The sequence below is a fragment of the Mycolicibacterium novocastrense genome (assembly GCF_001499835.1).
Lineage (GTDB): Bacteria > Actinomycetota > Actinomycetes > Mycobacteriales > Mycobacteriaceae > Mycobacterium > Mycobacterium novocastrense.
In genome coordinates, this window is the sequence record NZ_LQIH01000014.1 from 1 (window position 1) to 24,705 (window position 24,705).

Annotated in this window: 25 protein-coding genes; 15 read left to right on the forward strand and 10 right to left on the reverse strand. The window is 68.4% G+C overall.

Going from position 1 to position 24,705, the window contains the following annotated elements:
* The first annotated feature begins 122 nt into the window (after positions 1–122).
* Complete coding sequence (locus AU072_RS12730; protein ID WP_064404227.1) at positions 123–956, forward strand: tRNA (adenine-N1)-methyltransferase; 834 nt, start codon at positions 123–125, stop codon at positions 954–956.
* 51 nt (positions 957–1,007) lie between these two features.
* On the opposite strand, the gene AU072_RS12735 is transcribed toward AU072_RS12730, so the two are convergent.
* Genes AU072_RS12735 through AU072_RS12745 form a run of 3 tightly spaced genes read right to left on the reverse strand, consistent with a single transcriptional unit; the run spans position 1,008 to position 2,358 of the window.
* On the reverse strand, positions 1,008–1,304 hold the full coding sequence (locus AU072_RS12735) for a DUF503 domain-containing protein (protein ID WP_064414111.1): 297 nt from the start codon (positions 1,302–1,304) through the stop codon (positions 1,008–1,010).
* A gap of 6 nt (positions 1,305–1,310) precedes the next feature.
* Positions 1,311–1,859: a lipoprotein LppK gene (locus AU072_RS12740; protein WP_165595605.1), complete on the reverse strand. Its 549-nt coding sequence runs from the start codon at positions 1,857–1,859 to the stop codon at positions 1,311–1,313.
* A gap of 7 nt (positions 1,860–1,866) precedes the next feature.
* Positions 1,867–2,358: an MTB12 family secreted protein gene (locus AU072_RS12745; RefSeq protein ID WP_064414112.1), complete on the reverse strand. Its 492-nt coding sequence runs from the start codon at positions 2,356–2,358 to the stop codon at positions 1,867–1,869.
* A 145-nt stretch (positions 2,359–2,503) separates the two neighbouring features.
* On the opposite strand from AU072_RS12745, the gene arc reads away from it, so the two are divergent.
* Together arc and AU072_RS12755 are read left to right on the forward strand one after the other, a co-directional pair.
* Positions 2,504–4,345: a proteasome ATPase gene (gene arc / locus AU072_RS12750; RefSeq protein ID WP_064414113.1), complete on the forward strand. Its 1,842-nt coding sequence runs from the start codon at positions 2,504–2,506 to the stop codon at positions 4,343–4,345.
* A 99-nt stretch (positions 4,346–4,444) separates the two neighbouring features.
* The gene (locus AU072_RS12755) at positions 4,445–5,071 is read left to right on the forward strand and encodes a hypothetical protein (protein ID WP_064414185.1); all 627 of its coding nucleotides are present in this window, start codon (positions 4,445–4,447) and stop codon (positions 5,069–5,071) included.
* Here AU072_RS12755 and AU072_RS12760 read toward each other — a convergent pair.
* Together AU072_RS12760 and AU072_RS12765 are read right to left on the reverse strand one after the other, a co-directional pair.
* Positions 5,053–6,195 (reverse strand): hypothetical protein, encoded by a 1,143-nt coding sequence (locus AU072_RS12760; protein ID WP_064414114.1) that lies wholly within the window; start codon positions 6,193–6,195, stop codon positions 5,053–5,055. The genes AU072_RS12755 and AU072_RS12760 overlap by 19 nt on opposite strands.
* 45 nt (positions 6,196–6,240) lie before the next feature.
* A complete protein-coding gene (locus AU072_RS12765) occupies positions 6,241–7,410 on the reverse strand; it encodes a hypothetical protein (protein WP_064414115.1) in 1,170 nt (389 codons plus the stop codon).
* Positions 7,411–7,450: 40 nt separating this feature from the next.
* Between AU072_RS12765 and dop the strand changes: the two genes are divergently transcribed.
* From dop to prcA, 4 genes are all read left to right on the forward strand, one after another.
* Positions 7,451–8,947, forward strand: coding sequence for a pup deamidase/depupylase (gene dop, locus AU072_RS12770; RefSeq protein WP_064350045.1), 1,497 nt, complete (start codon positions 7,451–7,453; stop codon positions 8,945–8,947).
* A gap of 93 nt (positions 8,948–9,040) precedes the next feature.
* Positions 9,041–9,235 (forward strand): ubiquitin-like protein Pup, encoded by a 195-nt coding sequence (locus tag AU072_RS12775; RefSeq protein ID WP_064393943.1) that lies wholly within the window; start codon positions 9,041–9,043, stop codon positions 9,233–9,235.
* Positions 9,232–10,149: a proteasome subunit beta gene (gene prcB / locus AU072_RS12780; protein WP_064414116.1), complete on the forward strand. Its 918-nt coding sequence runs from the start codon at positions 9,232–9,234 to the stop codon at positions 10,147–10,149. Before AU072_RS12775 ends, prcB begins: the two co-directional genes overlap by 4 nt.
* A complete protein-coding gene (gene prcA, locus AU072_RS12785; protein ID WP_064414117.1) occupies positions 10,146–10,889 on the forward strand; it encodes a proteasome subunit alpha in 744 nt (247 codons plus the stop codon). Before prcB ends, prcA begins: the two co-directional genes overlap by 4 nt.
* Before the next feature lies 1 nt (position 10,890).
* Here prcA and AU072_RS12790 read toward each other — a convergent pair whose 3' ends face one another.
* The 3 genes from AU072_RS12790 to AU072_RS12800 are packed head-to-tail and all read right to left on the reverse strand — an operon-like array spanning position 10,891 to position 13,639.
* Positions 10,891–11,778, reverse strand: coding sequence for an alpha/beta fold hydrolase (locus AU072_RS12790; RefSeq protein WP_110765825.1), 888 nt, complete (start codon positions 11,776–11,778; stop codon positions 10,891–10,893).
* Between the two features lie 20 nt (positions 11,779–11,798).
* A complete protein-coding gene (locus tag AU072_RS12795) occupies positions 11,799–13,367 on the reverse strand; it encodes an alpha/beta hydrolase (protein WP_064414119.1) in 1,569 nt (522 codons plus the stop codon).
* The gene (locus AU072_RS12800; protein ID WP_064414120.1) at positions 13,364–13,639 is read right to left on the reverse strand and encodes a DUF7162 family protein; all 276 of its coding nucleotides are present in this window, start codon (positions 13,637–13,639) and stop codon (positions 13,364–13,366) included. The genes AU072_RS12795 and AU072_RS12800 overlap by 4 nt, the downstream gene beginning before the upstream one ends.
* Positions 13,640–13,795: 156 nt before the next feature.
* Here AU072_RS12800 and pafA point away from each other — a divergent pair, with 156 nt between their 5' ends.
* The 7 genes from pafA (at position 13,796) to AU072_RS12835 (ending at position 22,107) form a co-directional block, all read left to right on the forward strand.
* On the forward strand, positions 13,796–15,154 hold the full coding sequence (gene pafA / locus AU072_RS12805) for a Pup--protein ligase (RefSeq protein WP_094286531.1): 1,359 nt from the start codon (positions 13,796–13,798) through the stop codon (positions 15,152–15,154).
* A gap of 66 nt (positions 15,155–15,220) precedes the next feature.
* Positions 15,221–16,210 (forward strand): helix-turn-helix transcriptional regulator, encoded by a 990-nt coding sequence (locus AU072_RS12810; RefSeq protein ID WP_064414121.1) that lies wholly within the window; start codon positions 15,221–15,223, stop codon positions 16,208–16,210.
* Positions 16,207–17,166, forward strand: a complete 960-nt coding sequence (locus AU072_RS12815; RefSeq protein WP_064414122.1) for a helix-turn-helix transcriptional regulator — start codon at positions 16,207–16,209, stop codon at positions 17,164–17,166. The genes AU072_RS12810 and AU072_RS12815 overlap by 4 nt, the downstream gene beginning before the upstream one ends.
* 35 nt (positions 17,167–17,201) lie before the next feature.
* Positions 17,202–17,465 carry a Sec-independent protein translocase subunit TatA gene (gene tatA, locus AU072_RS12820; RefSeq protein WP_064404258.1) on the forward strand — a complete coding sequence of 88 codons (264 nt, stop codon included), beginning with the start codon at positions 17,202–17,204 and terminating at the stop codon, positions 17,463–17,465.
* Between the two features lie 51 nt (positions 17,466–17,516).
* Positions 17,517–18,467, forward strand: a complete 951-nt coding sequence (gene tatC, locus AU072_RS12825; protein WP_064350056.1) for a twin-arginine translocase subunit TatC — start codon at positions 17,517–17,519, stop codon at positions 18,465–18,467.
* Positions 18,451–21,225, forward strand: coding sequence for a DEAD/DEAH box helicase (locus AU072_RS12830; RefSeq protein ID WP_064414186.1), 2,775 nt, complete (start codon positions 18,451–18,453; stop codon positions 21,223–21,225). The genes tatC and AU072_RS12830 overlap by 17 nt, the downstream gene beginning before the upstream one ends.
* Positions 21,226–21,285: 60 nt before the next feature.
* A complete protein-coding gene (locus tag AU072_RS12835) occupies positions 21,286–22,107 on the forward strand; it encodes a DUF4333 domain-containing protein (RefSeq protein WP_064414123.1) in 822 nt (273 codons plus the stop codon).
* 5 nt (positions 22,108–22,112) lie between these two features.
* Here AU072_RS12835 and AU072_RS12840 read toward each other — a convergent pair whose 3' ends face one another.
* The gene (locus tag AU072_RS12840) at positions 22,113–23,069 is read right to left on the reverse strand and encodes a 5'-3' exonuclease (RefSeq protein WP_064414187.1); all 957 of its coding nucleotides are present in this window, start codon (positions 23,067–23,069) and stop codon (positions 22,113–22,115) included.
* 69 nt (positions 23,070–23,138) lie between these two features.
* Here AU072_RS12840 and AU072_RS12845 point away from each other — a divergent pair, with 69 nt between their 5' ends.
* A complete protein-coding gene (locus tag AU072_RS12845) occupies positions 23,139–24,266 on the forward strand; it encodes a M24 family metallopeptidase (RefSeq protein WP_064414124.1) in 1,128 nt (375 codons plus the stop codon).
* A 7-nt stretch (positions 24,267–24,273) separates the two neighbouring features.
* Here the strand turns inward: AU072_RS12845 and AU072_RS12850 are convergent, their stop codons facing one another.
* Positions 24,274–24,699 carry a F420-dependent biliverdin reductase gene (locus AU072_RS12850; RefSeq protein ID WP_064350059.1) on the reverse strand — a complete coding sequence of 142 codons (426 nt, stop codon included), beginning with the start codon at positions 24,697–24,699 and terminating at the stop codon, positions 24,274–24,276.
* Positions 24,700–24,705: the final 6 nt, after the last annotated feature.

Here is a 24,705-nt window from a genome sequence, read left to right on the forward strand (position 1 = left end):
GCGCTCCAACATCCCAGCCCGCTAAACGCAACCCTACGACAAACCCACAAGTGGCTTGACCTTCGTTAGGAACTCAACCCCCGATACCCGCGGCGGCGCGTCAACTGGCAGGCTGAACGACTGTGCCAAGGACCGGTCCGTTCGCCGTCGGCGATCGGGTGCAGCTCACCGACGCCAAGGGTCGTCACTACACGATGGTGTTGGCGCCCGGCGGTGAGTTCCACACCCATCGCGGCGTCATCGCCCTCGACTCCGTGATCGGGCTGCCCGAGGGCAGCGTGGTCAAATCCACCAACGGCGACCAGTTCCTGGTGCTGCGGCCGCTGCTCGTCGACTACGTGATGTCGATGCCGCGCGGCGCCCAGGTGGTCTACCCCAAGGACGCCGCCCAGATCGTGCACGAGGGCGACATCTTCCCCGGCGCCAGGGTGCTGGAGGCCGGGGCCGGGTCCGGCGCGCTGACGTGCTCGCTGCTGAGGGCCGTCGGCCCGGAGGGCCGGGTGACCTCCTACGAGGTCCGCGAGGACCACGCTCACCACGCCGAGCGCAATGTCGCGACCTTCTTCGGTGAGGCCCCGGCGAACTGGGAGCTGGTGATCGCCGACCTGACCACCTACAGCGGTCCGGAGGTCGACCGCGTGGTGCTCGACATGCTCGCTCCCTGGGAGGTCTTGGGCACGGTCGCCGATGCACTGGTCGCCGGCGGCGTGCTGATGGTCTACGTCGCGACCGTCACCCAGTTGTCTCGAGTGGTGGAGGCGCTGCGCGAGCAGCAGTGCTGGACCGAGCCGCGGGCCTGGGAGAGCATGCAGCGCAACTGGCACGTCGTCGGGCTTGCGGTGCGCCCGCAACACACGATGCGCGGCCACACCGCGTTTCTGGTCAGCGTGCGCAAACTGGCGCCGGGCGCGGTGGCGCCGATGCCGCTGCGCCGGAAGCGCCAGCTCGGCAGCTGACGGTGCCAGGCTGACGGCCACGTCCGGGCGATCAACCCGGTGGGGCGCTCCTCAGTCGTCGGTGCTGCGCCGCAGGCCGCGGCGCACCGACAACAACTCGAACTCCGGACGCGCGGCCACCAGACGTTCGGCGGCGTCGAGCACCTCGACGACATGCCCACGGTCGGCGGCCACCAGAGCCACTCCGACGTTGGCCCGTCGGTGCAAGTCCTGGGCGCCGGTTTCGGCGGCCGAGACGGCGAACCGGCGGTGCAGTTCGGCGATCACCGGCCGGATCGCGGAGCGCTTCTGCTTGAGCGAGCGCACATCGCCGAGCAGTAGGTCGAATTCGAGCCAGCCGATCCACATCGGCGGCTACGGCGTCGGTGTCGGCGTGGGGGCCGGACCGAGCTGCAACAGCGCGTCGGTCGTCGAACGGGTCAGCTGCCACTGGTTTCCGGCGAGGCGAAACTCCATCGGGAACGTGAACTCGCCCGCCTCCGGATTGGCCGTCCGGACGGTGACGATGGCCTGCACGACGCCGTTCGCGCCGTCGGACCATGTCAGATCCCTGGCCTCGAAGGTGGCCGGCGCGTAGCCGCCGTCGCGCAGCGCGACGGCGAACTTGTCCATCGATTCGCCGTCGGCCGCGGTGGCGTCCTCGATCAGGTGGAGCTTCTCGGCCCCGGGAACGTTGGCGTCTGCGATGCGCGCCAGCACGTCGGTGAGCGCCTCGGGAGGCGGCAGGGGCGCGCTCGTCGAACCAGGGTCGGGCACCGTCGGCGGCGACGTGGCGATCAGCGGCGGCTCGGTCGCGGCCGGGGGTGGTGGGGTCTGCGGCTCGTCGGCGCTACACCCGCAAAGCCCGAGCGCCGCCGCTAACGCGACGGCGCTCAGGACTGCGAAACGTTTGGTGCGACGCACCGGGCTCCTAGCCGACGGCGGCCAGCAGCGCCATCAGCGACTGCTTCGCCATCTGCCAGCCGGTCGGGCTCGGGCCCGGCACGAACTGGATGTTCTGGCTGGCCGTGCCGCCGGTGGCGGAGGTCGCGGTGACATCGGCCGAGACGACGGGGCCGTTCTGGTCGATGTTCGCCAGCGCGAAGGTCAACGGGAACTTGCCTTCGGCCGCGGCCTCACGAAGCTTGGTGTCGGCGACGCGGCTCTCGATGCGTCCGATGCCACCCTGGATGTAGGGCGCCTTGCTGGCGGCGGTCCCGGATGTGCCGAGCGCCTGCAGCGTCTGCAGCAGCGGGCCTTCGAGATCGGGAGCCGGCGCCTGCGGCATCGGGATGTCCCAAACGACCGGGGTGACGGTCGGTGCGGCGGCCACATTGGAGGATGCAATTGACGTCACACCCGCCGCGGCACCGCCGACGACAGCGACCGCTGCGACGCCGGTAACGAGGGCTTTCAGGGTCACGATTTTCCTTTCGATCGGCCCAACACATCAGAGAGGTTAACAGTGGTGCAGGTGTGTCGAATTGCTACACCGCACACAAAGGCTGAATCGCCGGTAGCTTTGAAGTTGTTACTGCACCAACTCTCGGTGCGGGGAGGGGCGCAATATGAGTGAATCAGAGCGTTCTGACGCTTTCGCAGAGGGTTTTGACGCCCGTGGATCCGGCTTGTCCAGTGAGGACGCGGCCGAGCTCGAGGAGCTCCGGCGGGAGGCCGCGGTCTTGCGTGAGCAGTTGGAGAACGCGGTAGGCCCCCAGAGCGGATTGCGCAGCGCCCGAGATGTTCACCAGCTCGAGGCTCGCATCGACTCGCTCGCCGCCCGCAACGCCAAGCTGATGGAGACCCTCAAAGAGGCCCGTCAGCAGCTGCTCGCATTGCGCGAAGAGGTCGACCGCCTGGGACAGCCGCCGAGCGGGTACGGGGTGCTGCTGGGCGTTCAGGACGACGACACCGTCGACGTGTTCACATCCGGGCGCAAGATGCGGCTGACGTGCTCGCCGAACATCGACACCGGCTCGCTCAAGCAGGGTCAGACCGTGCGCCTCAACGAGGCCCTGACGGTCGTCGAGGCCGGCAACTTCGAGGCCGTCGGCGAGATCAGCACCCTGCGCGAGATCCTGTCCGACGGGCACCGCGCGCTGGTGGTCGGGCACGCCGACGAGGAGCGCATCGTCTGGCTGGCCGAGCCGCTGGTCGCGGCCGAGGACCTGCCCGACGGCTACGACGACGACCTGGCCGACGACAGCCGTCCGCGCAAGCTGCGCCCGGGCGACTCGCTGCTGGTCGACACCAAGGCCGGATACGCGTTCGAGCGCATTCCCAAGGCCGAGGTCGAGGACCTCGTGCTCGAGGAGGTGCCCGACGTCAGCTACAACGACATCGGCGGCCTGGGCCGCCAGATCGAGCAGATCCGCGACGCCGTCGAGCTGCCGTTCCTGCACAAGGAGCTGTACCGGGAGTACTCGCTGCGCCCGCCCAAGGGCGTGCTGCTCTACGGTCCGCCCGGCTGCGGTAAGACGCTGATCGCCAAGGCGGTGGCCAACTCGCTGGCCAAGAAGATGGCCGAGGTGCGCGGCGACGACGCCCGGGAGGCGAAGAGCTACTTCCTCAACATCAAGGGCCCCGAACTGCTGAACAAGTTCGTCGGTGAGACCGAGCGTCACATCCGGCTGATCTTCCAGCGCGCGCGGGAGAAGGCGTCCGAGGGCACCCCGGTGATCGTGTTCTTCGACGAGATGGACTCGATCTTCCGCACCCGCGGTACCGGCGTGAGCTCCGATGTGGAGACGACGGTTGTGCCACAGCTGCTTTCGGAGATCGACGGCGTCGAGGGGCTGGAGAACGTCATCGTCATCGGCGCCTCCAACCGCGAGGACATGATCGATCCGGCGATCCTGCGCCCGGGCCGTCTGGACGTGAAGATCAAGATCGAGCGTCCGGATGCCGAAGCCGCGCAGGACATCTTCAGCAAGTACCTCACCGAGGAACTGCCGGTCAACGAGGACGACCTGGCGGAGTTCGACGGCGACCGGTCGCTGACGATCAAGGCGATGATCGAGAAGGTCGTCGACCGGATGTACGCCGAGATCGACGACAACCGCTTCCTCGAGGTGACCTACGCCAACGGCGATAAAGAGGTCATGTACTTCAAGGACTTCAACTCCGGTGCGATGATCCAGAACGTCGTCGACCGGGCCAAGAAGTACGCGATCAAGTCGGTGCTGGAGACCGGCAGCAAGGGTCTGCGGATCCAGCATCTGCTGGACTCGATCGTCGACGAGTTCGCCGAGAACGAGGACCTGCCCAACACCACCAATCCCGATGACTGGGCACGGATCTCGGGCAAGAAGGGCGAGCGGATCGTCTACATCCGCACGCTGGTCACCGGCAAGAGCTCGTCGGCCAGCCGCGCGATCGACACCGAGTCCAACCTGGGCCAGTACCTGTAGCTCTCCTTGTTGGCGCGAGCGCGCGTGTTTGCACACGGCACGCCGCGCTTGTGCGGCAATTCGCGCACGCTCGCGCGCGTCGAGGGATACCGTCGCGTCATGTCCGAGGACGACCTGTCGGTCACGGACGGTGTTTTCGGCAAGCGGTACGGCGAAGTGCTGCTCGTCAAGACCACGCCGTCCGGCGCCGAAGCCACGGTGTACAACACCTTTCCGCTCAACGACTGCCCGGCCGATCTGTGGAATGCGCTCGACGCGAAGGCAATCGCCGAGGAGAACGGCGCCGTCGCCACGCTGCTCAACGGGCCGCGGTACTGGCTCATGAGCAGTATCGGCAAGAGAGGCCGGGAGACGTTGGAACGCAAGAGCTTCGGTGGTATCGAGATGCTGCGGCAAGCCACCGTCAAGCTGGCCTCGATGAACCCGGCCCCGTACCAGCTGAACCGGGTGGACCGCAAGGCGATCTTCACGTTCGACGCGGGCCGGGAGATCTACGAACTAGTCGATCCGGACGGCCGCCGGTGGGTCATGCAGACGTTCAGCCAGACGGTCGACCCGTCGCTGTCGCTGAGCGACCTTGCCGGCCTCGCCGCCAGGCTGTCGCTACCCGAGGGCTGGTCGTACCAAGCGCGTACCCCGACATCGCCGCTCGTCGTCGACACCGCCACCGAGGACGCCTGCGTGACGCAGGACGATCTCGCCAACAGTTACTCGTTGCAGACGTAGGCGCGGTAGGCGTCGCGTCCGGCCAGGCTGACCGCGACGTCGGCGATCAGCGGCTCGAAAAAGCGTTCGCGATACAACGGGTCCACGCTGGTGCTGACGGTGAAGTACAACCCGGACAGCACGGCGACGAAAAGCGAGACGTGCACAATGGTCTGCGGAACCGGCACGTTGACCCCGAACCACGTTCCCGGACAGGGTGGTTGGCCGACCGGGCACGACACCTCCGACGCCCACAGCACCGCGACGTCGTCAGGCACGGCGATGATGCCCAATGCGAGAAAGAACACGAATAGTCCCGTTGTGAAGAACACCACCTGGATGGTCTGGGAAAACACCATCACCGCAACGACATTGATCTGCTCGGCCAGCGACAGCGGTGTACGCTCCAGCCGGGTGCCGGGCTCAACGGCCAGCGGTGTGCCCTCGAGAAGCTTGGCCGGATCGTTTTGTTCGGCGCGGTCTTCGCGCAACGCCCTAACCTCGTCGCGAATCGTGGTGACCACGAAGATCAGCGCCACCAAGGCCAGGAAACCGATTGTCTGCCAGAGCCGTTGGCGTGGCATCCGGGCGGCCAGCTGCCACAGCTCGCCGGTGAAGTACACCACGACGGTGAGCATCAACAGCGGCAGCGCCCGGCTCATCAGTGTCCCGAGCGCACCGAGTTGCACCCAGGCGAACCGCAGCGCCCACAGGGCTATCGCCCCGATACCGAGATAGGTGAGCCAGATCGCGACCAGGGCGATGACCGCGAACCCGACGGCCTCGACAGCCGCGATGCCCGAAAAGCCGCTGTCGGCGAACGGAAGTCCCAACACGAACAGGGCCATCACCACCAACGCGGCCGATCGTCGTCCGGCTTCGCTGTGCGCGGTGCCGATGCGGTGCAGCAGATGCAGCCCGAAGGGGGCCGCGACCAAGAGTGCGGTCAGCACGCCCAAACGGATCGCGTAGCCGAGATCGGGGTCATCACCGGTGAGATCGGCCAGCAGCATCGTCAGCGAGATCACCGCTCCGACACCGCTGACCATCGGTGCGGAGCGTTCGATCAACGCGCCGGAGCGGATCCGCCGGGTGAGGACCAGCGGCAGACCGCGATGCAGGAACCAGTTGTGCACCCGACGCATGTCCGACACGGGCTCATTGTGCGCGAGATCTGCTCACAGAAGCGCTCACCGCGCCGGAACGGCGGCCCGGTAGCGGTTGCGGGCGGTCAGCGTGAGCCTCAGATCGTCGACCAGCGGGGCGATGAAGCGGTCGTGATAGGCGTCGTCGCCCACCGCGCGGGCGCTGACGTACATGAACGTCAGCGCTCCGAGGAACAACGTCACCTGTATCAGCGCATCCGGAACCGGGATCGTCATGCCAAGGAATCGGCCGTCGGCAGAACCGTTGTGCGTCCATGCCGCAAGCAGCTCGGGGGAGAGCAGGATCAACCCCAACACGAGAAACAACAGCGCCGTGACCGCCGCCACCACCAGGATGTGGGCCAGTTGCGATACCGCGAGCACGAAGTACACGTTCCAGCGCTCGGGCCGGCTCAGCGGCTTCACCTGCGCGGGATCGGGCATGTCGGCGAACGGAGTGCCGTCGAGCTTTTCGGCGTGACCTGGATGCGGATCGGTGGCGTTGACCATGGGGCGCAACCGGTCCACGATCACCGACGCGACGAACGCCGCCGCGATCGCCGTGAGGAACGACAGCGCCAGCCAGAGCCGGGTGCGCGAGATCGTCGCCGCCATCAACCAGACCGGCGAGTTGAAGAACACCAGGAACGTCAGCAAGAGCACGGGCAACGCGCGCAGCAGCAGTGACCCCGCCGCGCTCAGGTGCGCGAGGGTCACCCGGGCGGCCCAGCCGAGGATCGCGCCCACACCGCTCGCGGTCAGCGTCAGGATCACCGCGATGGCCACCGCCACCCAGACCAGGTTCCTCGGCAGGTACGGGCCTGGGCCGCCGAACACACCGCCCAACACCGCGACGACGACAGCGACCGCCGCGGCCACGAGTCGACCCCGTGGAACAGAGATGCGCGACACCCACCAGCCGAGCGCCGCGGCCGCCGGCAGCACCAGGATCAGCAGCACCAGCACGAACCACTCGCCCCGCGTCGGCCGTCCGTCGATGTCGATCGCATGCTTGCCCGTCAACGCCACCACCGCGACGGTGTTGCCCATCAGCACCGCGAATGCGGCCAGGGCGGGCGCCGACCGCGACCACAGCTGGCGGACCGAGCGGCTGGGCCGCAACACCGCCGGCAGGCCGTGCACGAGGAACCACCGTTCGGCGGCCTGACGGCGCGACGCATCGACGGGGGCGGGATCGACCGGATCGGATGGCACGGTCGCAGGCTACTTTCCGCCGTCACCTAGGCTTGACGACATGCAACGGATCATCGGAACCGAGGTCGAGTACGGCATCTCGTCGCCGTCCGACCCGACCGCGAATCCGATCCTGACCTCCACCCAGGCCGTGCTCGCGTACGCCGCGGCGGCCGGGATCCAGCGTGCCAAGCGCACGCGCTGGGACTATGAGGTGGAATCGCCGCTGCGCGACGCTCGTGGTTTCGACCTGAGCCGGTCCGCGGGCCCCCCGCCGGTCGTCGACGCGGACGAGGTCGGCGCGGCGAACATGATCCTGACCAACGGCGCCCGCCTCTACGTCGACCACGCCCATCCGGAGTACTCCGCTCCCGAGTGCACCGACCCGCTGGACGCCGTGATCTGGGACAAGGCCGGCGAGCGGGTGATGGAGGCCGCCGCGCGGCACGTCGCCAGCGTCCCCGGCGCCGTGAAACTGCAGCTCTACAAGAACAACGTCGACGGTAAGGGCGCCTCCTACGGGTCGCACGAGAACTACCTGATGAGCCGGCAGACCCCGTTCTCCGCGGTGATCGCCGGGCTGACGCCGTTCCTGGTGTCACGCCAGGTCGTGACCGGTTCCGGGCGCGTGGGCATCGGTCCGTCCGGCGACGAACCCGGTTTCCAGCTGTCGCAGCGCTCGGACTACATCGAGGTGGAGGTCGGCCTCGAGACCACGCTCAAGCGCGGCATCATCAACACCCGCGACGAGCCGCACGCCGACGCCGACAAGTACCGCAGGCTGCACGTGATCATCGGCGACGCGAACCTGTCGGAGACCTCGACCTACCTCAAGCTCGGCACCACCGCGCTGGTGCTGGACCTGATCGAAGAGGGGATGGATCTCAGCGATCTCGCGCTGGCCCGTCCCGTGCACGCGGTGCATGTCATCAGCCGGGACCCGTCGCTGCGCGCCACCGTCGCGCTGGCCGACGGTCGCGAGGTGACCGGCCTTGCGCTGCAACGGATGTACCTCGACCGCGTGGCCAAGCTCGTGGACAGCCGCGATCCGGACCCGCGTGCCGCCGACATCGTCAAGATGTGGGCCGAAGTACTCGACCTGCTCGAACGCGATCCGATGGAGTGCGCGGAGATCCTGGACTGGCCGGCCAAGCTGCGCCTGCTCGAAGGGTTCCGCCACCGCGAGAACCTGGGCTGGTCGGCACCGCGGCTACACCTGGTCGACCTGCAGTATTCCGACGTGCGCCTGGACAAGGGGCTCTACAACCGCCTGGTGGCCCGCGGGTCGATGAAGCGGCTGGTCACCGAGCAGCAGGTGCTGGACGCGGTCGACAACCCACCGACCGACACGCGCGCGTACTTCCGCGGTGAGTGCCTGCGTCGCTTCGGGGCCGATATCGCAGCGGCCAGTTGGGACTCGGTGATTTTCGATCTGGGCGGTGATTCGCTTGTCCGGATCCCCACCCTGGAGCCGCTGCGAGGCAGTAAGGCGCACGTCGGAGCCCTGCTGGACTCGGTGGACAGCGCCGTCGAATTGGTAGAACAGCTCACCAATTAGGCGCGCTATCGCAGGCAATCGGCGCGGCGACCGGTAATGTGGAGTCACGGCGGGCAGCAGTGAGCCCGCCGACAACTTACGCAGGAGGCAGCGATGGCTCAGGAGCAGACCAAGCGTGGCGGTGGTGGCGGCGAGGACGACGACCTCACCGGCAGCACGGCCGCCGGGCAGGAGCGTCGCGAGAAGCTGGCCGAGGACACCGACGACCTGCTCGATGAGATCGACGACGTCCTCGAGGAGAACGCCGAGGACTTCGTCCGCGCATACGTACAGAAGGGTGGACAGTGACCTGGCCGCAACGCGATCAGCTGGCCTTCCCCCACCCCTCCGGCACCGGCTATCCGGTAGCACCCTCAGTCCCCGTGGACCTGTCGTCCTTCTCTGAACTGCTGCGCCGCCAGGCGCCCGAACTCCTGCCCGCGCACCGTGCCGGCCAGCCCGGCGATGCGCAAACCGACTTCGCGCCGCACGGCACCACGATCGTCGCGCTGAAGTTCCCTGGCGGCGTGGTCATGGCCGGCGACCGCCGCGCCACCCAGGGCCACATGATCGCCAGTCGCGATGTGCAGAAGGTGTACATCACCGACGACTACACGGCCACGGGCATCGCCGGGACGGCGGCCATCGCCGTCGAGTTCGCCCGCCTCTACGCCGTCGAACTCGAGCATTACGAGAAGCTGGAAGGCGTCGCGCTGACCTTCCCGGGCAAGGTGAACCGGCTCGCGACCATGGTGCGCGGCAATCTCGGTGCGGCACTGCAGGGTTTCGTCGCGCTGCCGTTGCTGGCCGGATACGACGTCGACGACCCCAACCCGCAAGCGGCGGGGCGCATCGTGTCCTTCGACGCGGCGGGCGGCTGGAACTTCGAAGAAGAGGGTTACCAGTCGGTGGGGTCGGGGTCCATCTTCGCCAAGTCGTCGATGAAGAAGCTGTATTCGCAAGTGACGGACGGAGATTCGGCGCTGCGGGTGGCAATTGAAGCGCTCTACGACGCCGCTGACGACGATTCGGCGACCGGCGGGCCCGACCTCGTGCGCGGTATCTACCCGACCGCGGTGATCATCGACGCCGACGGCGCCGAAGAGGTGACCGAGGAGCGCATCGCCGAGTTCGCCCGTCTGGTGGTCGAAAACCGCTCGCGCGCTGACACTTTCGGTCCCGACGCCGTCCACCGTTCGACCGATGCGCGGGGAGATTCGTGAGCTTTCCCTATTTCATCTCGCCCGAACAGGCGATGCGCGAGCGTTCCGAGCTCGCACGCAAAGGTATTGCCAGGGGGCGCAGCGTCGTGGCGCTGGCCTACGCCGACGGCGTGCTGTTCGTCGCCGAGAACCCGTCCCGCTCGCTGCAGAAGGTCAGCGAGCTCTACGACAGGGTCGGGTTCGCGGCCGTCGGGCGGTTCAACGAGTTCGACAACCTGCGCCGGGGTGGCATCCAGTACGCCGACACCAGGGGTTATGCCTACGCCCGCCGCGACGTGACCGGACGTCAGCTGGCCAACATCTACGCCCAGACGCTGGGCACCATCTTCACCGAGCAGGCCAAGCCCTACGAGGTCGAGTTGTGTGTCGCGGAGGTCGCCCACTACGGCGAGTCGAAATCTCCGGAGATGTACCGCATCACCTATGACGGGTCGATCGCCGACGAGCCCCACTTCGTGGTCATGGGCGGAACGACGGAACCGATCATCGCCGCCCTCAACGACTCCTACACCGAGAACGCCGGCCTGGAGGATGCGATGAAGATCGCGATCGATGCGCTGCACGCCGCGGGCAACGGCGGCTCCGAGCAGCGCGTGCTGGGTCCCGCGACGCTCGAGGTGGCGATCCTGGACGCCAATCGGCCCCGCCGTGCGTTCCGCCGGATCACCGGCTCCGCGCTGGAAACACTGCTGCCGCCGGCGGAGGAGACCCCGCAGGACACCGGACCCGCCGGGGAGTAGGTCAGCCGGCGGCCGGGGTCGGTCGAGCCCGGATGAGGATGAGTTCGGCGAACTGTTCGGGGCACTCCAGCGGTGTGAAATGTCCCGCGTCATAAGCGAAGTGCACGTGCACATCGGTGAAGTAGTGCCCGAGTCGGTCCGACCACTCGGCGGGGAACAGCGGATCATGGTGCGGCCACACCACATCGGTGGGTACGTGGATCTTGATGGCACGCTCGGGCGGCAGTTCGGTGAGCGACTGCGCGATCATCCCGGCACCCGCGCGGTACCACGCGATCGACGCGGTGAACGCCCCGGGCAGACCGTAGTCGGACACCAACCGTTCCAGATCGTCCTCGGACACGGCGAAATTCGGCCCGGACCAATGCGTCCAGAAGTGCCGTAGGTAGTCGCGGACCAGGTCGGGGTTTCCGTCGAGCAGCTGGCCCGCCAGCGGCAGCTGGTGGAAGGACTGATACCAGAACTCGCTCTGCGCCTTCGCGGTCAGGACGCGGTCACCGGCCCCGGGTAGCGGCGGGGACAGCACCAGCGAACGCACCAGATCCGGCTGCATGCGAGCGATGCTCTGCGCGACGCGACTGCCGACGTCATAGCCGGCGAGCACCACCTCGGACAGCTCGAGCTCCTTGATCAGCCCGATGATGCTGCCGGCCTGCGCGGTGGCGCTGTAGAAGTGCCGGATGGCGACCGCATGTTTGTCCGAGCCGCCGAACCCCCGCAGGTCCGGCACGATGACATCGGCGGCATCCCCGAGCAGGGGCACCACCCGGCGATAGTCGTGGCGGTTGCCCGGCCAGCCGTGTAGCAGAACCACCGGCGGCGCGCCCCTGGTGCCGAACCGGTCGTAGGCGAGCCGGAACCCGTCGACGGGCGAGCTGCGCGACCACACCGGCTTATTCTGGCCAGATGTCATCCCGGTTGTCGTGAGGTTGCACGATCCCTGCCGATATCACCGGTGATGACCCCGAGGATCGCGCGCCAGGCGTCCGAGGGCGCGTTGAGCACGTCGGAGTGGGCGCTGGGTCCGGCCATCGGGCGGCCGTCGTCGTACCGGCCGGCGGGCAACCTGATCACACCGGGCATCTCGTCGGGGTCGGCGCCGTGCGGGCCGCCAGGGATGCCCTGCACGGCCGCGATGAAGTCGCCGGGCGGTGTCATGGAGAAGCGCAGCACATGCGGGTTTCTGTTGTGCCAGTCGTCGGGCTCGCGCACCCCGACGCCCGCGCCTGCGGCGGCCACGTACATCGTGCGGTCCGAGGTCATGCCCAACGCCTCGGCGGTGCCCACGATCGACCCGCCGTAGGAGTGGCCGACAACGGTGACCGGGATGCGGCGGCCGGTCGAGTCCACCGTGCGGTCGACGTCCTCGGTGAAGGCGACCAGTCGCGGCGCCATGTCCAGCGCGTAGCGGGGGTCGGCGGCGGCCGCCAGACCGCCCACGACGTTGTCGCCGCGCGGAAAAGGCCCACCGAGATAGGTGATTGCCGCGACGTCGCCGCGGGTCGCCGAGACGAACCTGCGGGCGGTCCCGGCGTTGGTCGCCGACCCGGTGATCGTCGTGTTCAGGCCCGGCACGAGGACGGCGACGCTGGAGGCCGATGCGACGTTGCCGTGCAGCTCCACCAGCGATGAACGGCCGGGGTCGAACGCGAGAACCTGGCGGTCTGAGCGGACGGGTCCACCGGCGGGATCGTCGATCTCTCCGAGCAGTTCCCGGTACACCGCGAGGCGTTGCGGGTCGGGTTCGCGCAGCACCGCCTGCGCCACGTTGGTGCGGTTGGCCTCGACCCGCATCTCCCACGGGATCCCGTCGGTGTTGCCCACCTGCGAAGGGAATTCCTCGACCAGCCGCTGCCGCTGTTCGGGCGTCATCGCCGCGATCTGGTCGGCGATCCGGTCCTGGCTGCTGGTGGGCCACGCGGCGACGACGCCGGCATCGGCGGCCTGACCACCGGCATCCGGAATGGCGAACGCCTCGACGATATCGGCGGCAGCATCGGCGTCCGCGGCACCCAGGCGGTTCAGGGCCTCGGTGAGTCGGCCGGTCAACTCGGCCGCACGCACGGTGAGCATCTCGACGGCGACCGACGGCACACCACCGGACAGTGCGACCAGTAGCGGCGACGGTGGAGCGTGTACCGCGACCGACCCGGCGTCGTCGACGGCAAAACCCTCGGTACGCGCGGCGGACACCACGGCCATGACGTCGGCTCGGGCCGCACTGATCTGGGCGGCGCCGTCGCGGGCCGCAGCGGCCGCGAGCACCAGTGCGCGCGACAGCGTATCGGCCGTCGCGACAATGCATTTCGCGCGCTCGCGGGCCATGTCTGCGCCTGCACCGGTCCAGAAGCTGAATTCGGAGGCCAGTGAGTCGGCGTGCGCGCACACGAACCGGGCGTTGCGGTCCCAACCATCGGCCAGCCGACCCAGCGCGCCCGGAGACCAGGCTTCGGCCTGGCCGACGGTCGGCGGCGTCACTTCCCGACGCGGTCGGCGGTGCGTAGCTCCGCGCGCTCGAACGCGTCCGCGGAGATCCGCGCCGCGAGCGCCCATCCGCGCATGTTGGCGACGACCTCGGCGAGCCCGGGCGCCACAGCACCCGTCGCGGCGACGTCGGCGACGGCCGCGCCGGCAAGCTCATCCGGATTCAATTCGGGCCAACGCATCTCGGCAATCCGGTCGGCGGCGGTCATGACCCAGTCGGCGACGGTGCGCAGTTGCGACACGTCGACCTTGACGATTTCCCCCATGGCTCATGCTGACAGAATCGGCGTCCGGGCCGCTGAAGTTATCCACAGGCCCGCGCCGCCCTTACGGACCGCGCAGCGGGTGTCAACCCGATGTCCGGTGCTTCTTCGGCGCGGCTTGCCCTCCGTGACCGCCGAGCAACAAGTAGTCTCGATGAGGTGCAGCGACGGATCATGGGCATCGAGACCGAATTCGGTGTCACCTGCACGTTCCACGGCCATCGTCGGCTCAGCCCCGACGAGGTGGCGCGCTACCTGTTCCGGCGAGTCGTGTCGTGGGGCCGCAGTTCGAATGTCTTCCTCAGGAACGGCGCCCGGCTCTACCTCGACGTGGGCAGCCATCCCGAGTACGCCACCGCCGAGTGCGACAGCCTCACGCAGCTGGTCACCCACGACCGCGCGGGTGAACGGGTGCTCGAGGATCTGCTCATCGACGCCGAACAGCGGCTGGCCGACGAGGGCATCGGTGGTGACATCTACCTGTTCAAGAACAACACCGACTCGGCGGGCAACTCCTACGGCTGCCACGAGAACTACCTGATCGTGCGGGCCGGCGAGTTCTCACGCATCTCCGACGTGCTGCTGCCGTTCCTGGTCACCCGCCAGCTGATCTGCGGTGCGGGCAAGGTGCTGCAGACCCCCAAGGCGGCGACGTTCTGCCTGAGCCAGCGTGCCGAGCACATCTGGGAGGGCGTGTCCTCGGCCACCACCCGGTCGCGCCCGATCATCAACACCCGCGACGAACCGCACGCCGACGCCGAGAAGTACCGCAGGCTGCACGTCATCGTCGGCGACTCGAACATGTGCGAAGCCACCACGATGCTCAAGGTGGGCACCGCGTCACTGGTGCTGGAGATGATCGAGGCCGGGATCGCGTTCCGCGACTTCTCGCTGGACAACCCGATCCGCGCGATCCGGGAGGTCAGCCACGACCTGACCGGACGGCGCCCGGTGCGCCTGGCCGGGGGTCGGCAGGCCAGCGCCCTGGACATCCAGCGCGAGTACTACGCCCGCGCCGTCGAGTACCTGCAGAGCCGCGAGCCCAATACGCAGATCCAGCAGGTGGTCGACCTGTGGGGACGTCAACTCGACGCCGTGGAGAGCCAGGACTTCGCCAAGGTCGACACCGAGATCGACTGGGTGATCAAACGAAAGCTGTTCCAGCGCTATCAGGACCGCTACAACATGGAGCTGTCCGATCCCAAGATCAGCCAGCTCGACCTCGCCTACCACGACATCAAGCGCGGACGCGGGGTGTTCGATCTGCTGCAGCGCAAGGGACTGGCCGCGCGGATCACCACCGACGAGGACATCGAAGCGGCCGTCAACACGCCGCCGCAGACCACCAGGGCCAAACTGCGCGGGGAGTTCATCAGCGCCGCCCAGGAGGCCGGCCGCGACTTCACCGTCGACTGGGTGCACCTCAAGCTCAACGATCAGGCGCAGCGCACGGTGCTGTGCAAGGACCCGTTCCGGTCGGTCGACGAGCGGGTCAAGCGGCTCATCGCCTCGATGTAAGTCTCGCGAAAACTGGTACCAGGCTGAGCGCTCGCCGTGCGGGCCGGACACCCTAAGCTGGGTCGAGTGGCGATCTCCAAAGTCGAGCGGCTGATGAACCTCGTGATCGCGCTGCTGTCGACGCGGAACTTCATCACCGCCGAGCGGATCCGTCAGACGGTTTCGGGATACGCCGACAGCGCCAGCGACGAGGCCTTCTCCCGCATGTTCGAGCGCGACAAGAACGAGTTGCGCGACTTGGGGATTCCGCTGGAGACGGGGCGGGTTTCGCAGTTCGACCCGACCGAGGGCTACCGGATCAACCGCGAGGCCTACGCGCTGCCCACGGTCGAACTGACCCCCGACGAGGCGGCCGCCGTCGCCGTGGCGACCCAGTTGTGGGAATCCCCGGAGCTCATCACCGCCACCCAGGGCGCGTTGCTGAAGCTGCGCGCCGCGGGTATCGACATCGACGCCGTGGAGGCCGCGCCGACGATCACCTCGACCGCTGCCCTGCCCGGGCTGCGCGGCTCCGAGGAGGTGCTCGGAATCCTGTTGTCCGCCATCGATTCTGGACAAGCCGTGCAGTTCCCGCACCGACCGTCGCGCAGCGACCCCTACACCACCCGCACGGTGGAACCCTGGGGCGTCATCACCCACAGGGGCCGCTGGTATCTGGTGGGCCACGACCGCGACCGCGACGCCACACGCACCTTTCGGCTCTCCCGCATCGGCGCCGAGGTGACCACGGTCGGCCCACCCGGTGCGGTCAAGCGACCGCAGGACGTCGACCTCCGCGAAGTCGTCGAGCGCGCAGTGGGTGAGTGGCCGTCCGGTGGCCAGGCGCGGGTCTGGATCGCCGACGGCAAGGGCACCGCGCTGCGTCGACGGGCCGCCTCGGCGACGCCCCACACGCACAACGGCCGCGCGGGCGAGGTGATCACCATCGACATCGGCATGTTCGACCGGTTGGCGCGCGAGGTCGCCAGTTACGGCCCCGACGCGGTGGCTCTCGAGCCCGATTCGTTGCGCGACGATGTGGTGGCCCGGTTGACCGCGCAGGCGGATCGCGCATGACGGCCGTGTCGACGCGGCTGGTCCGGCTGCTCAACATGGTGCCGTACTTCCAGGCCAACCCGCGGATCACCTACGCCGAGGCGGCCTCCGATCTCGGCGTCAGCGTCAAGCAATTGCGCGAGGACCTCAACCAGCTGTGGATGTGTGGGCTGCCCGGATACGGCCCCGGCGATCTGATCGACTTCGAATTCTCGGGCGACACAATCGAAGTGACGTTCACCGCCGGTATCGACCACCCGCTGCGGTTGACGTCGCCGGAGGCGACGGGCGTGCTGGTGGCCCTGCGCGCGTTGGCCGAGGTGCCCGGCATGGTCGACCCGGAGGCGGCGCGCAGCGCGATCGCGAAGATCGAGTCCGCCGCGGGCACGGTAGGCCAGGACGGCGCGGCGGTCGACGAGCCCGCGCCGATCGAGAGCGAGGCGGCCGCGGCGGTGCGGGAGGCGGTGCGCGACGGGCACGCCTTGTCCATCGAGTACTACTCGGCTTCGCACGACGTGCTGACCAGCCGCATCGTTGACCCGATCCGGGTGGTGCTGGTCGGCGACCACAGCTACCTGGAGGCGTGGTGCCGAACCGCCGAGGGGGTCCGACTGTTCCGTTTCGACCGCATCGTCGACGCGCAGGTGCTCGACGAGCCGTCGTCGCCGCCACCGCCGGCGGTGCAGGCCGAACCGGACACCTCGCTGTTCGACGCGGATCCCTCGCTGCCCTCAGCACTCCTGCTGATCGACCGGTCGGCGGCGTGGATGTTCGACTACTACCCGCTGCGGGTGAGCCGAGAACTGCCCGACGGCGGCTGGGAGGCCTCGATGACCTACGCCTCCGACGACTGGATGGCCCGGTTCGTACTCGGATTCGGGTCGGCCGTGCGGGTGCTCGAACCCGCCCATCTTGCGGAGAGAGTGCGGGAATCGGCGCAAGCGGCGCTGCGGGCATACGGCGCGCAGGCCGAGTGACGGTAGACTGGCCGCGACGTCTGGAGGTGACCTAAATGGGCGGTCTACAACCCTGGCACTGGGTGATCGTTATCGCCGTATTCGTGCTGCTCTTCGGTGCCAAGAAGCTCCCGGACGCGGCGCGCTCGCTGGGCAAGTCGATGCGGATCTTCAAATCGGAGATCAAGGAGATGCAGGCCGATTCCAAGTCGGACACGCCGCCGGCCACTCCGATCGCCTCGGAGCGGGTCGACAACGCCGCTCCGGACAACGCAACGGCTCCGGCAACCGAGCATCCCTCGGACAAACGTCCCGCCTGACCGTCGAGAATCGACTGACCGCGGCCGCGCTGCCGCGTAAGTAGGCATGCCGTGCAGACCCCAGGACTGTTCAAGAAGCTCGATCCTCGCCGACGGCGCTCGCGGGTCAACCCCGACGGCACGATGTCGCTGGTCGAGCATCTGCATGAGCTACGCACCCGGCTGCTGATCTCGGCGGCTGCCGTCGTCGTCACGACGATCCTGGGCTTCCTCTGGTACAGCCACGGCGTGTTCGGGCTGCCCAGCCTCGGCGACTGGCTGCGCGGTCCTTACTGCGATCTGCCGCCCTCGTCGCGGGCGACCATCGCACCCGACGACGAATGCCGCCTGCTGGCCACCGCGCCCTTCGACCAGTTCATGCTGCGCCTGAAGGTCGCGCTGACCGCGGGCATCGTGCTGGCCTGCCCGGTGTGGCTCTATCAGATGTGGGCCTTCATCACCCCCGGGCTGTACAAGAAGGAGCGCCGCTTCGCGGTCGCGTTCGTCACCGTCGGCGCCGTGCTGTTCGTGGCGGGCGCGGTGCTGGCCTACGTGGTGTTGGCGACCGCGTTGGGCTTCCTGCTCACCGTCGGCAGCGACGTGCAGATCACCGCGCTGTCCGGCGATCAGTACTTCGGCTTCCTGATCAACCTGCTGCTGGTCTTCGGTTTCAGCTTCGAGTTCCCGCTGCTGATCGTGATGCTCAATGCCGTCGGAGTGCTGACCTACGAGCGGCTCAAGGCGTGGCGCCGCGGGTTGATCTTCGCGTTGTTCGTGTTCGCCGCGCTGTTCACCCCGGGATCCGACCCGTTCTCGATGCTGGCACTGGCGCTCGCCCTGACGGTGCTGCTCGAGTTCGCGATTCAGATCGCGAGGCTGCACGACCGGCGTAAGGCCCGGCGGGCCGCGCTCGAGGACATCTCCGACGACCAGGCCGCACCGATCGAACCCGCCGAGCCCGTCGAGGCGTCCAGCACCGTGCCGACGTCCGCGCGGCATGTGGTCGATGACGATGCCACCTAGTGAATCGGGCTGCGAGCTGGCCCGTTTCGCCGAACAGTTGTCGTTTGCGCTCGACGACTTCCAGCGCCGCTCCTGCGAGGCACTGGAGAACGGGCATGGAGTGCTGGTGTGCGCACCCACCGGCGCAGGCAAGACCGTCGTGGGGGAGTTCGCGGTGCACCTCGCGCTGGCTGCGGGCGGCAAGTGCTTCTACACGACGCCGATCAAGGCGCTGAGCAACCAAAAGCACAACGACCTGGTGCAACGCTACGGCCCGGAGAAGATCGGACTGCTCACCGGCGATCAGTCGGTCAATGGTGACGCCGACGTGGTGGTGATGACCACCGAGGTCCTTCGCAACATGCTCTACGCGAATTCGGCGACGCTGCAGGGTCTTTCGTATGTCGTGATGGACGAGGTGCACTTTCTGGCGGACCGCATGCGCGGCGCGGTGTGGGAAGAGGTCATCCTGCACCTGCCCGACGAGGTTCGGCTGGTGAGCCTGTCGGCGACGGTCAGCAATGCCGAGGAGTTCGGCGGCTGGATCCAGACCGTACGCGGGGACACCACGGTCATCGTCGACGAACACCGTCCCGTTCCGCTTTGGCAGCACGTCCTGGTCGGCAAGCGGTTGTTCGACCTGTTCGACTACCGCGCCACCCGGGCGGCTCGCGGCACCACGAAACCGAACCGGGAGCTGCTGGTCGACCCGGAGTTGCTGCGCCACATCGCACACCGGCGCGAAGCGGACCGGCTGGCCGACTGGCAGCCGCGTGGCCGCGGCCGCAACCGGGGCAGGCCGACCATGTACCGGCCGCCGTCGCGGCCCGAGGTGATCGCCACGCTGGACCGCGAAGAGCTGCTGCCCGCAATCACGTTCATCTTCTCGCGGGCGGGATGCGACGCCGCGGTCAAACAGTGCCTGCGGTCATCGCTTCGGCTGACCACCGACGAGGAACGCGCCCGCATCGCCGAGGTCGTCGACCGTCGCTGCGGAGATCTGCCCGAGGCCGACCTGATCGTCCTCGACTACCACGAGTGGCGCGAAGGCCTGCTGCGTGGCCTTGCCGCCCATCACGCCGGCATGCTGCCGGTGTTCCGCCACACCGTCGAGGAACTGTTCTCCGCGGGCCTGGTTAAGGCGGTATTCGCCACGGAGACACTGGCTTTGGGCATCAATATGCCCGCGCGCACGGTAGTGCTCGAACGGTTGGTGAAGTTCAACGGCGAACAACACGTGCCGTTGACGCCCGGCGAGTACACGCAGCTGACCGGTCGCGCGGGCCGGCGCGGCATCGACGTCGAAGGCCACGCCGTGGTGCTGTGGACCCCGGACGTCGAACCGGCCGAGGTGGCCGGATTGGCATCCACCCGGACATTTCCGCTGCGCAGTTCCTTTGCGCCCTCGTACAACATGACCATCAACCTCGTCCAGCAGATGGGTCCGGCGCAGGCACACAAACTGCTGGAGAGCTCGTTCGCGCAGTACCAGGCCGACCGGTCGGTGGTCGGGCTGCGCCGCGGCATCGAGCGCGGCGAGCGGATGCTCAGCGAGATCAACGCCGAACTGGGCGACGACTCGATCCTCGACTACGTCCGGCTGCGGATGCAGATCTCCGAACGCGAACGCGCCCAATCGCGGGCGTCACGGCTGCAGCGCCGCAGGGTGGCCAACGAGGCGCTGGCCTCGCTGCGGCGCGGCGACATCATCACGATCACCCACGGTCGCAGAGGAGGCTTGGCCGTCGTGCTCGAAGCCGCCCGCGACGACGAGGATCCGCGCCCGTTGGTGTTGACCGAACACCGCTGGGCCGGGCGGATCTCGTCGGCCGACTACTCGGGAACGTCCGCCCCGATGGGCACCATGCCGTTGCCCAAACGCGTCGAGCACCGCAATCCGCGCGCACGGCGCGACCTCGCCTCGGCGCTCATCTCGGCGGCCGAGCGCCTGGATGTGCCGTCGAGGAAGGGAAGGCGCAGCGGGCCCACGCGTGAGGGCGCCGAGCGCGACATCGACCCCGAGTTGGCCTCGTTGCGCGAGCAATTGCGCTCGCACCCGGCTCATCACCGGCCCGACCGGGAGGAGAAGGCCCGGCTGGCCGAGCGCTACCTGCGCATCGAACGCGACAATGAACAGATCCGGCAGAAGGTGGCCGCGGCGACCAACTCGCTGGCGCGCACGTTCGACCGGATTGTGGTGCTGCTGACCGAACGTGGCTTCATCAGCGGCGCCGCGGACGATCCCAAGGTGACCGACGACGGCCGCCTGCTGGCCCGGATCTACAGCGAAAGTGACCTGCTGGTGGCCGAGGCGCTGCGCACCGGCATCTGGGAGGGACTCGACGCCGCCGAACTGGCAGGCGTGGTGTCGGCGGTGCTCTATGAGGCGCGCGGTGACACGCCGGGCGCTCGCGAGGGTTTCGACATCCCGACCGGAAGACTGCGCCGCGCCCTCAACCAGACGCGGCGGCTGTGGACAGAGCTGCGCGCCGACGAACAGCGCCACCGCATCACGGGCAGCCGTGAGCCCGACGACGGGTTCGTCGCCGCGATCTTCCGGTGGGCCACGACCGGCGACCTGACCAGTGCGCTGGCCGCGTCCGACGCCACGGGCAGCGGATCACCGCTGTCGGCAGGCGATTTCGTCCGGTGGTGCCGCCAGGTCCTCGACCTGCTGGACCAGGTACGCAACGCCGCGCCCGGCGCCGGGCTGCGAAGCACCGCGAAACGCGCGATAAACGACGTTCGACGCGGCGTCGTGGCTGTTGATGCGGGGTAATGTGTCGGGAGCAAGACGCCCAGGTATTCGCGGCTCGGCCGCGGGTGAACAAGGAGTGATATGAGCGGACCGCAGGGATCTGATCCGACGCAGTCGTGGCCAGGCCAGCAGCCGGAACAGCCTTCGGACCAGCCGTCCAGCGATCCATCGGCCAACCAGGGGTGGCAGCCTCAGGGCGGCGATGCGACCCAGGCGGCGCCCAGCTGGCAGCCGCCCGCCTACGACCCGTCGCAGGGCCAGCAGCAGTACCCGCAGTACCAGCAGCCGGCGTATCAGCCGCCGCAGCAGTACCCGGGTGGCGAGCAGTACGGACAGCAGCCCAGCGAGTACACCCCGCAGGCCTATCAGCAGCCGGGGCAGTACGGGCAGCCGCACTACGGGCAGCCATACGCACAACCCGGTCAACCGGGCTATCAGCAGCAGCCCGGCCAATACGGCGACCAGGCCGGCCAGTACGGACAGCAACCCGGCCAGTACGGCCAGCAGCCGGGTCAGTTCGGCCAGTACCCGCAGTACGGCACACCGGGTGCCGAGGAGGGTTCGAAGCGCTCGCTGGCGGTGATCGGCGGCGTCATCGGCCTGCTGGCGGCGGTCATCGTCGCGGTCGTGCTGGTCATGGGCTTCTGGAAGCCGGGCTTTTTCGTCACCACCAAGCTCGACATCGACGCCGCGCAGTCCGGGGTGCAGCAGATCCTCACCGATGAGGCCAACGGATATGGCGCCACCAACGTCAAGGACGTCAAGTGCAATGACGGCCAGAATCCGACCGTCGAGAAGGGCGGCACCTTCAACTGCGAGGTCAGCATCGACGGCACCAAGCGCCAGGTGACGGTGACCTTCCAGGACGACAAGGGCACCTACGAGGTCGGCCGACCCAAGTAGGCCTGTCAGTCGTCGAGTCCGTCGAGGGCTTTCTGCAGGCGACCGATCGACGATGTCACGCCGTAGGTCTCGGCGAGTGTGACGACTTTGCGTGGATGCTCGGCTGCCAAGGGGAGCCTGTCGTTGGGCGTCGACCAGTCCAGTTCGGCGTCGGTGGCGACCTTGACCACCGGGGCCGCCGCCTCGATGTAGTCGGCGGCCTTGAGCAGCTTGGTCCGGTAGGCCTTGCTCATCTTCGACTTCGGGTCGTTGGCCGCGGCGAGGATGTTCTCCAGCGATCCGTGCTGTGCCAGCAGCGTCGCGGCCGTCTTCTCTCCGATACCGGGCACGCCGGGCAGGCCGTCGCTTGGATCGCCGCGCAGCAGTGCCAGTTCGGCATACGCCGGACCCGCCCGGTCCACCGGCACGCCGTACGTCTCGGCCACTTCCTTCGGGCCCCATTTGGTGGCCTTGGCCAGGCCGCGGCCGAGGTAGAGGACCCGAACCGGGACCGGCTCGTCGCGCACCAACTGCAGTAGATCGCGATCCCCGCTGACCACCACCACCGGATCGCGCTTCTCGCGCGCGGCCAGGGTGCCCAGCACGTCGTCGGCCTCACACTCGGCGGCGCCGGCGGTCGGGATGCCGAACGCGTCGAGGATCTCGAAGATCATGTCGACCTGGGGGGTGAGGTCGTCGGGCACCTCCTCCACGTCGGGCTCACCCTCGGGGTTCTCCTCGAGCACGCGGTGCGCCTTGTAGGACGGAATGAGGTCGACGCGCCACTGCGGTCGCCAGTCGTCGTCGCGGCACACCACCAGCCGGCCGGGGCGCTCGCGGGTGATCACCGTCGCCATGGCGTCCAGAAAGCCGCGTAGCGCGTTCACGGGGCGGCCGTCGGGCGCGGTGATCGAGTTGGGCACCCCGAAATAGGAGCGAAACCACATGCTGGCGCCGTCGAGCAGGACGAGGGGAGCGGCCACGGTCACTGACAGTAGCGCGGTCGACGAGCCCGGTCGCCGGCTATCCGGGGGCGGATTAGCCTGAATCCCATGACGGCCAACCGATTCAGCACCGATGTCTACGCCTCCCGGCTACGTGCCGCCGCGTCCGCCGCGGCCGATGCCGGCTTGGCGGGCCTGGTCATCACGCCGGGTTACGACCTGCGCTATCTGGTCGGTTCCCGCGCGCAGACTTTCGAGCGCCTCACGGCGCTGGTGTTACCGGCCGACGGTGACCCGACCATCGTGGTGCCCCGGCTGGAGTTGGCGGCGCTCAAGGAGTCGGCGGTGCCCGAACTCGGCTTGACGGTGCGCGACTGGGTCGACGGCGACGACCCGTACGCACTTGTGGGCGAGGCGCTGGGCGGGGGGACGCTCGCGGTCGCGGTGACCGACTCCATGCCCGCCCTGCACCTGCTTCCGCTCGCCGAGGTCCTCGGAACGGTACCGGTGCTGGCCACAGACGTCCTGCGCCGGCTGCGGATGATCAAGGATCCGGCCGAGATCGACGCGCTGCGCAAGGCGGGGGCGGCGATCGACCGGGTCCACGCCAGGGTCCCCGACTTCCTGGTGCCCGGCCGCACCGAGGCCGATGTCGCCGCCGACATCGCGGAAGCCATTGTCGCCGAGGGGCATTCGGAAGTCGCCTTCATCATCGTCGGTTCCGGGCCGCACGGCGCCGACCCGCACCACGAGTGTTCGGACCGCGAACTGCGCGCCGGTGACATTGTGGTCGTCGACATCGGCGGACCCTACGAGCCCGGCTACAGCTCCGACTCGACCCGTACCTACAGCATCGGCGAACCCGATGCCGATATCGCCCGTCGCTACGCGGTGCTGCAGCGCGCCCAGCAGGCCGCGGTCGACGCGGTCCGGCCCGGGGTCACCGCCGAACAGGTCGACGCCGCCGCCCGCGACGTGCTGGCCGCCGAGGGCCTGGCCGACGCGTTCGTGCACCGCACCGGCCACGGCATCGGGCTGTCAGTGCATGAGGAGCCCTACATCGTCACCGGTAACACGCTCACCCTCGAGGAGGGCATGGCGTTCTCCGTGGAGCCGGGCATCTACTTTCCCGGCGAGTGGGGCGCGCGCATCGAGGACATCGTGATCGTCACCGCCGAAGGGGCCGAGCCGGTGAACAACCGCCCGCACGACCTGGTGGTCGTGCCGGTCAGCTGATTCGCGGTCAGTCGGCGACGCGGTCCAGCAGGCCCGAGGAGCCCAGCACCCGCTCGACGCGAACCTCGATCACGACGCGTTTCGGGTTGACCCGCGGTGTGCGGTACCGCTGCGCGTAGCGCAGTTCGGCGTCGCGGACGGCGTCGGGATCGGTGTTGACCTTGGCCTTGCCCTCGAGCGACAACCACCGCGCACCGTCAACCTGGCTCAGCACGGCCACACCCTGCCGCTCGGCGTTGACGGCCTTCTGCGAACCTCCGCTGGTGATGACGCGGGCGATGTGGGTGGTCGGGTCGAAGGTGAAGCCGACGGCGACGACGTGCGGCGAGTTGTCCGAACGCAGGGTCGTCAGCATCGCGAGATGACGCTCGGACAGGAACGCGAGCGCGTCGGTGGTGAGCCGGGTGGTCGCCCGGCGGCTGGACTGGGCCATCGGGCT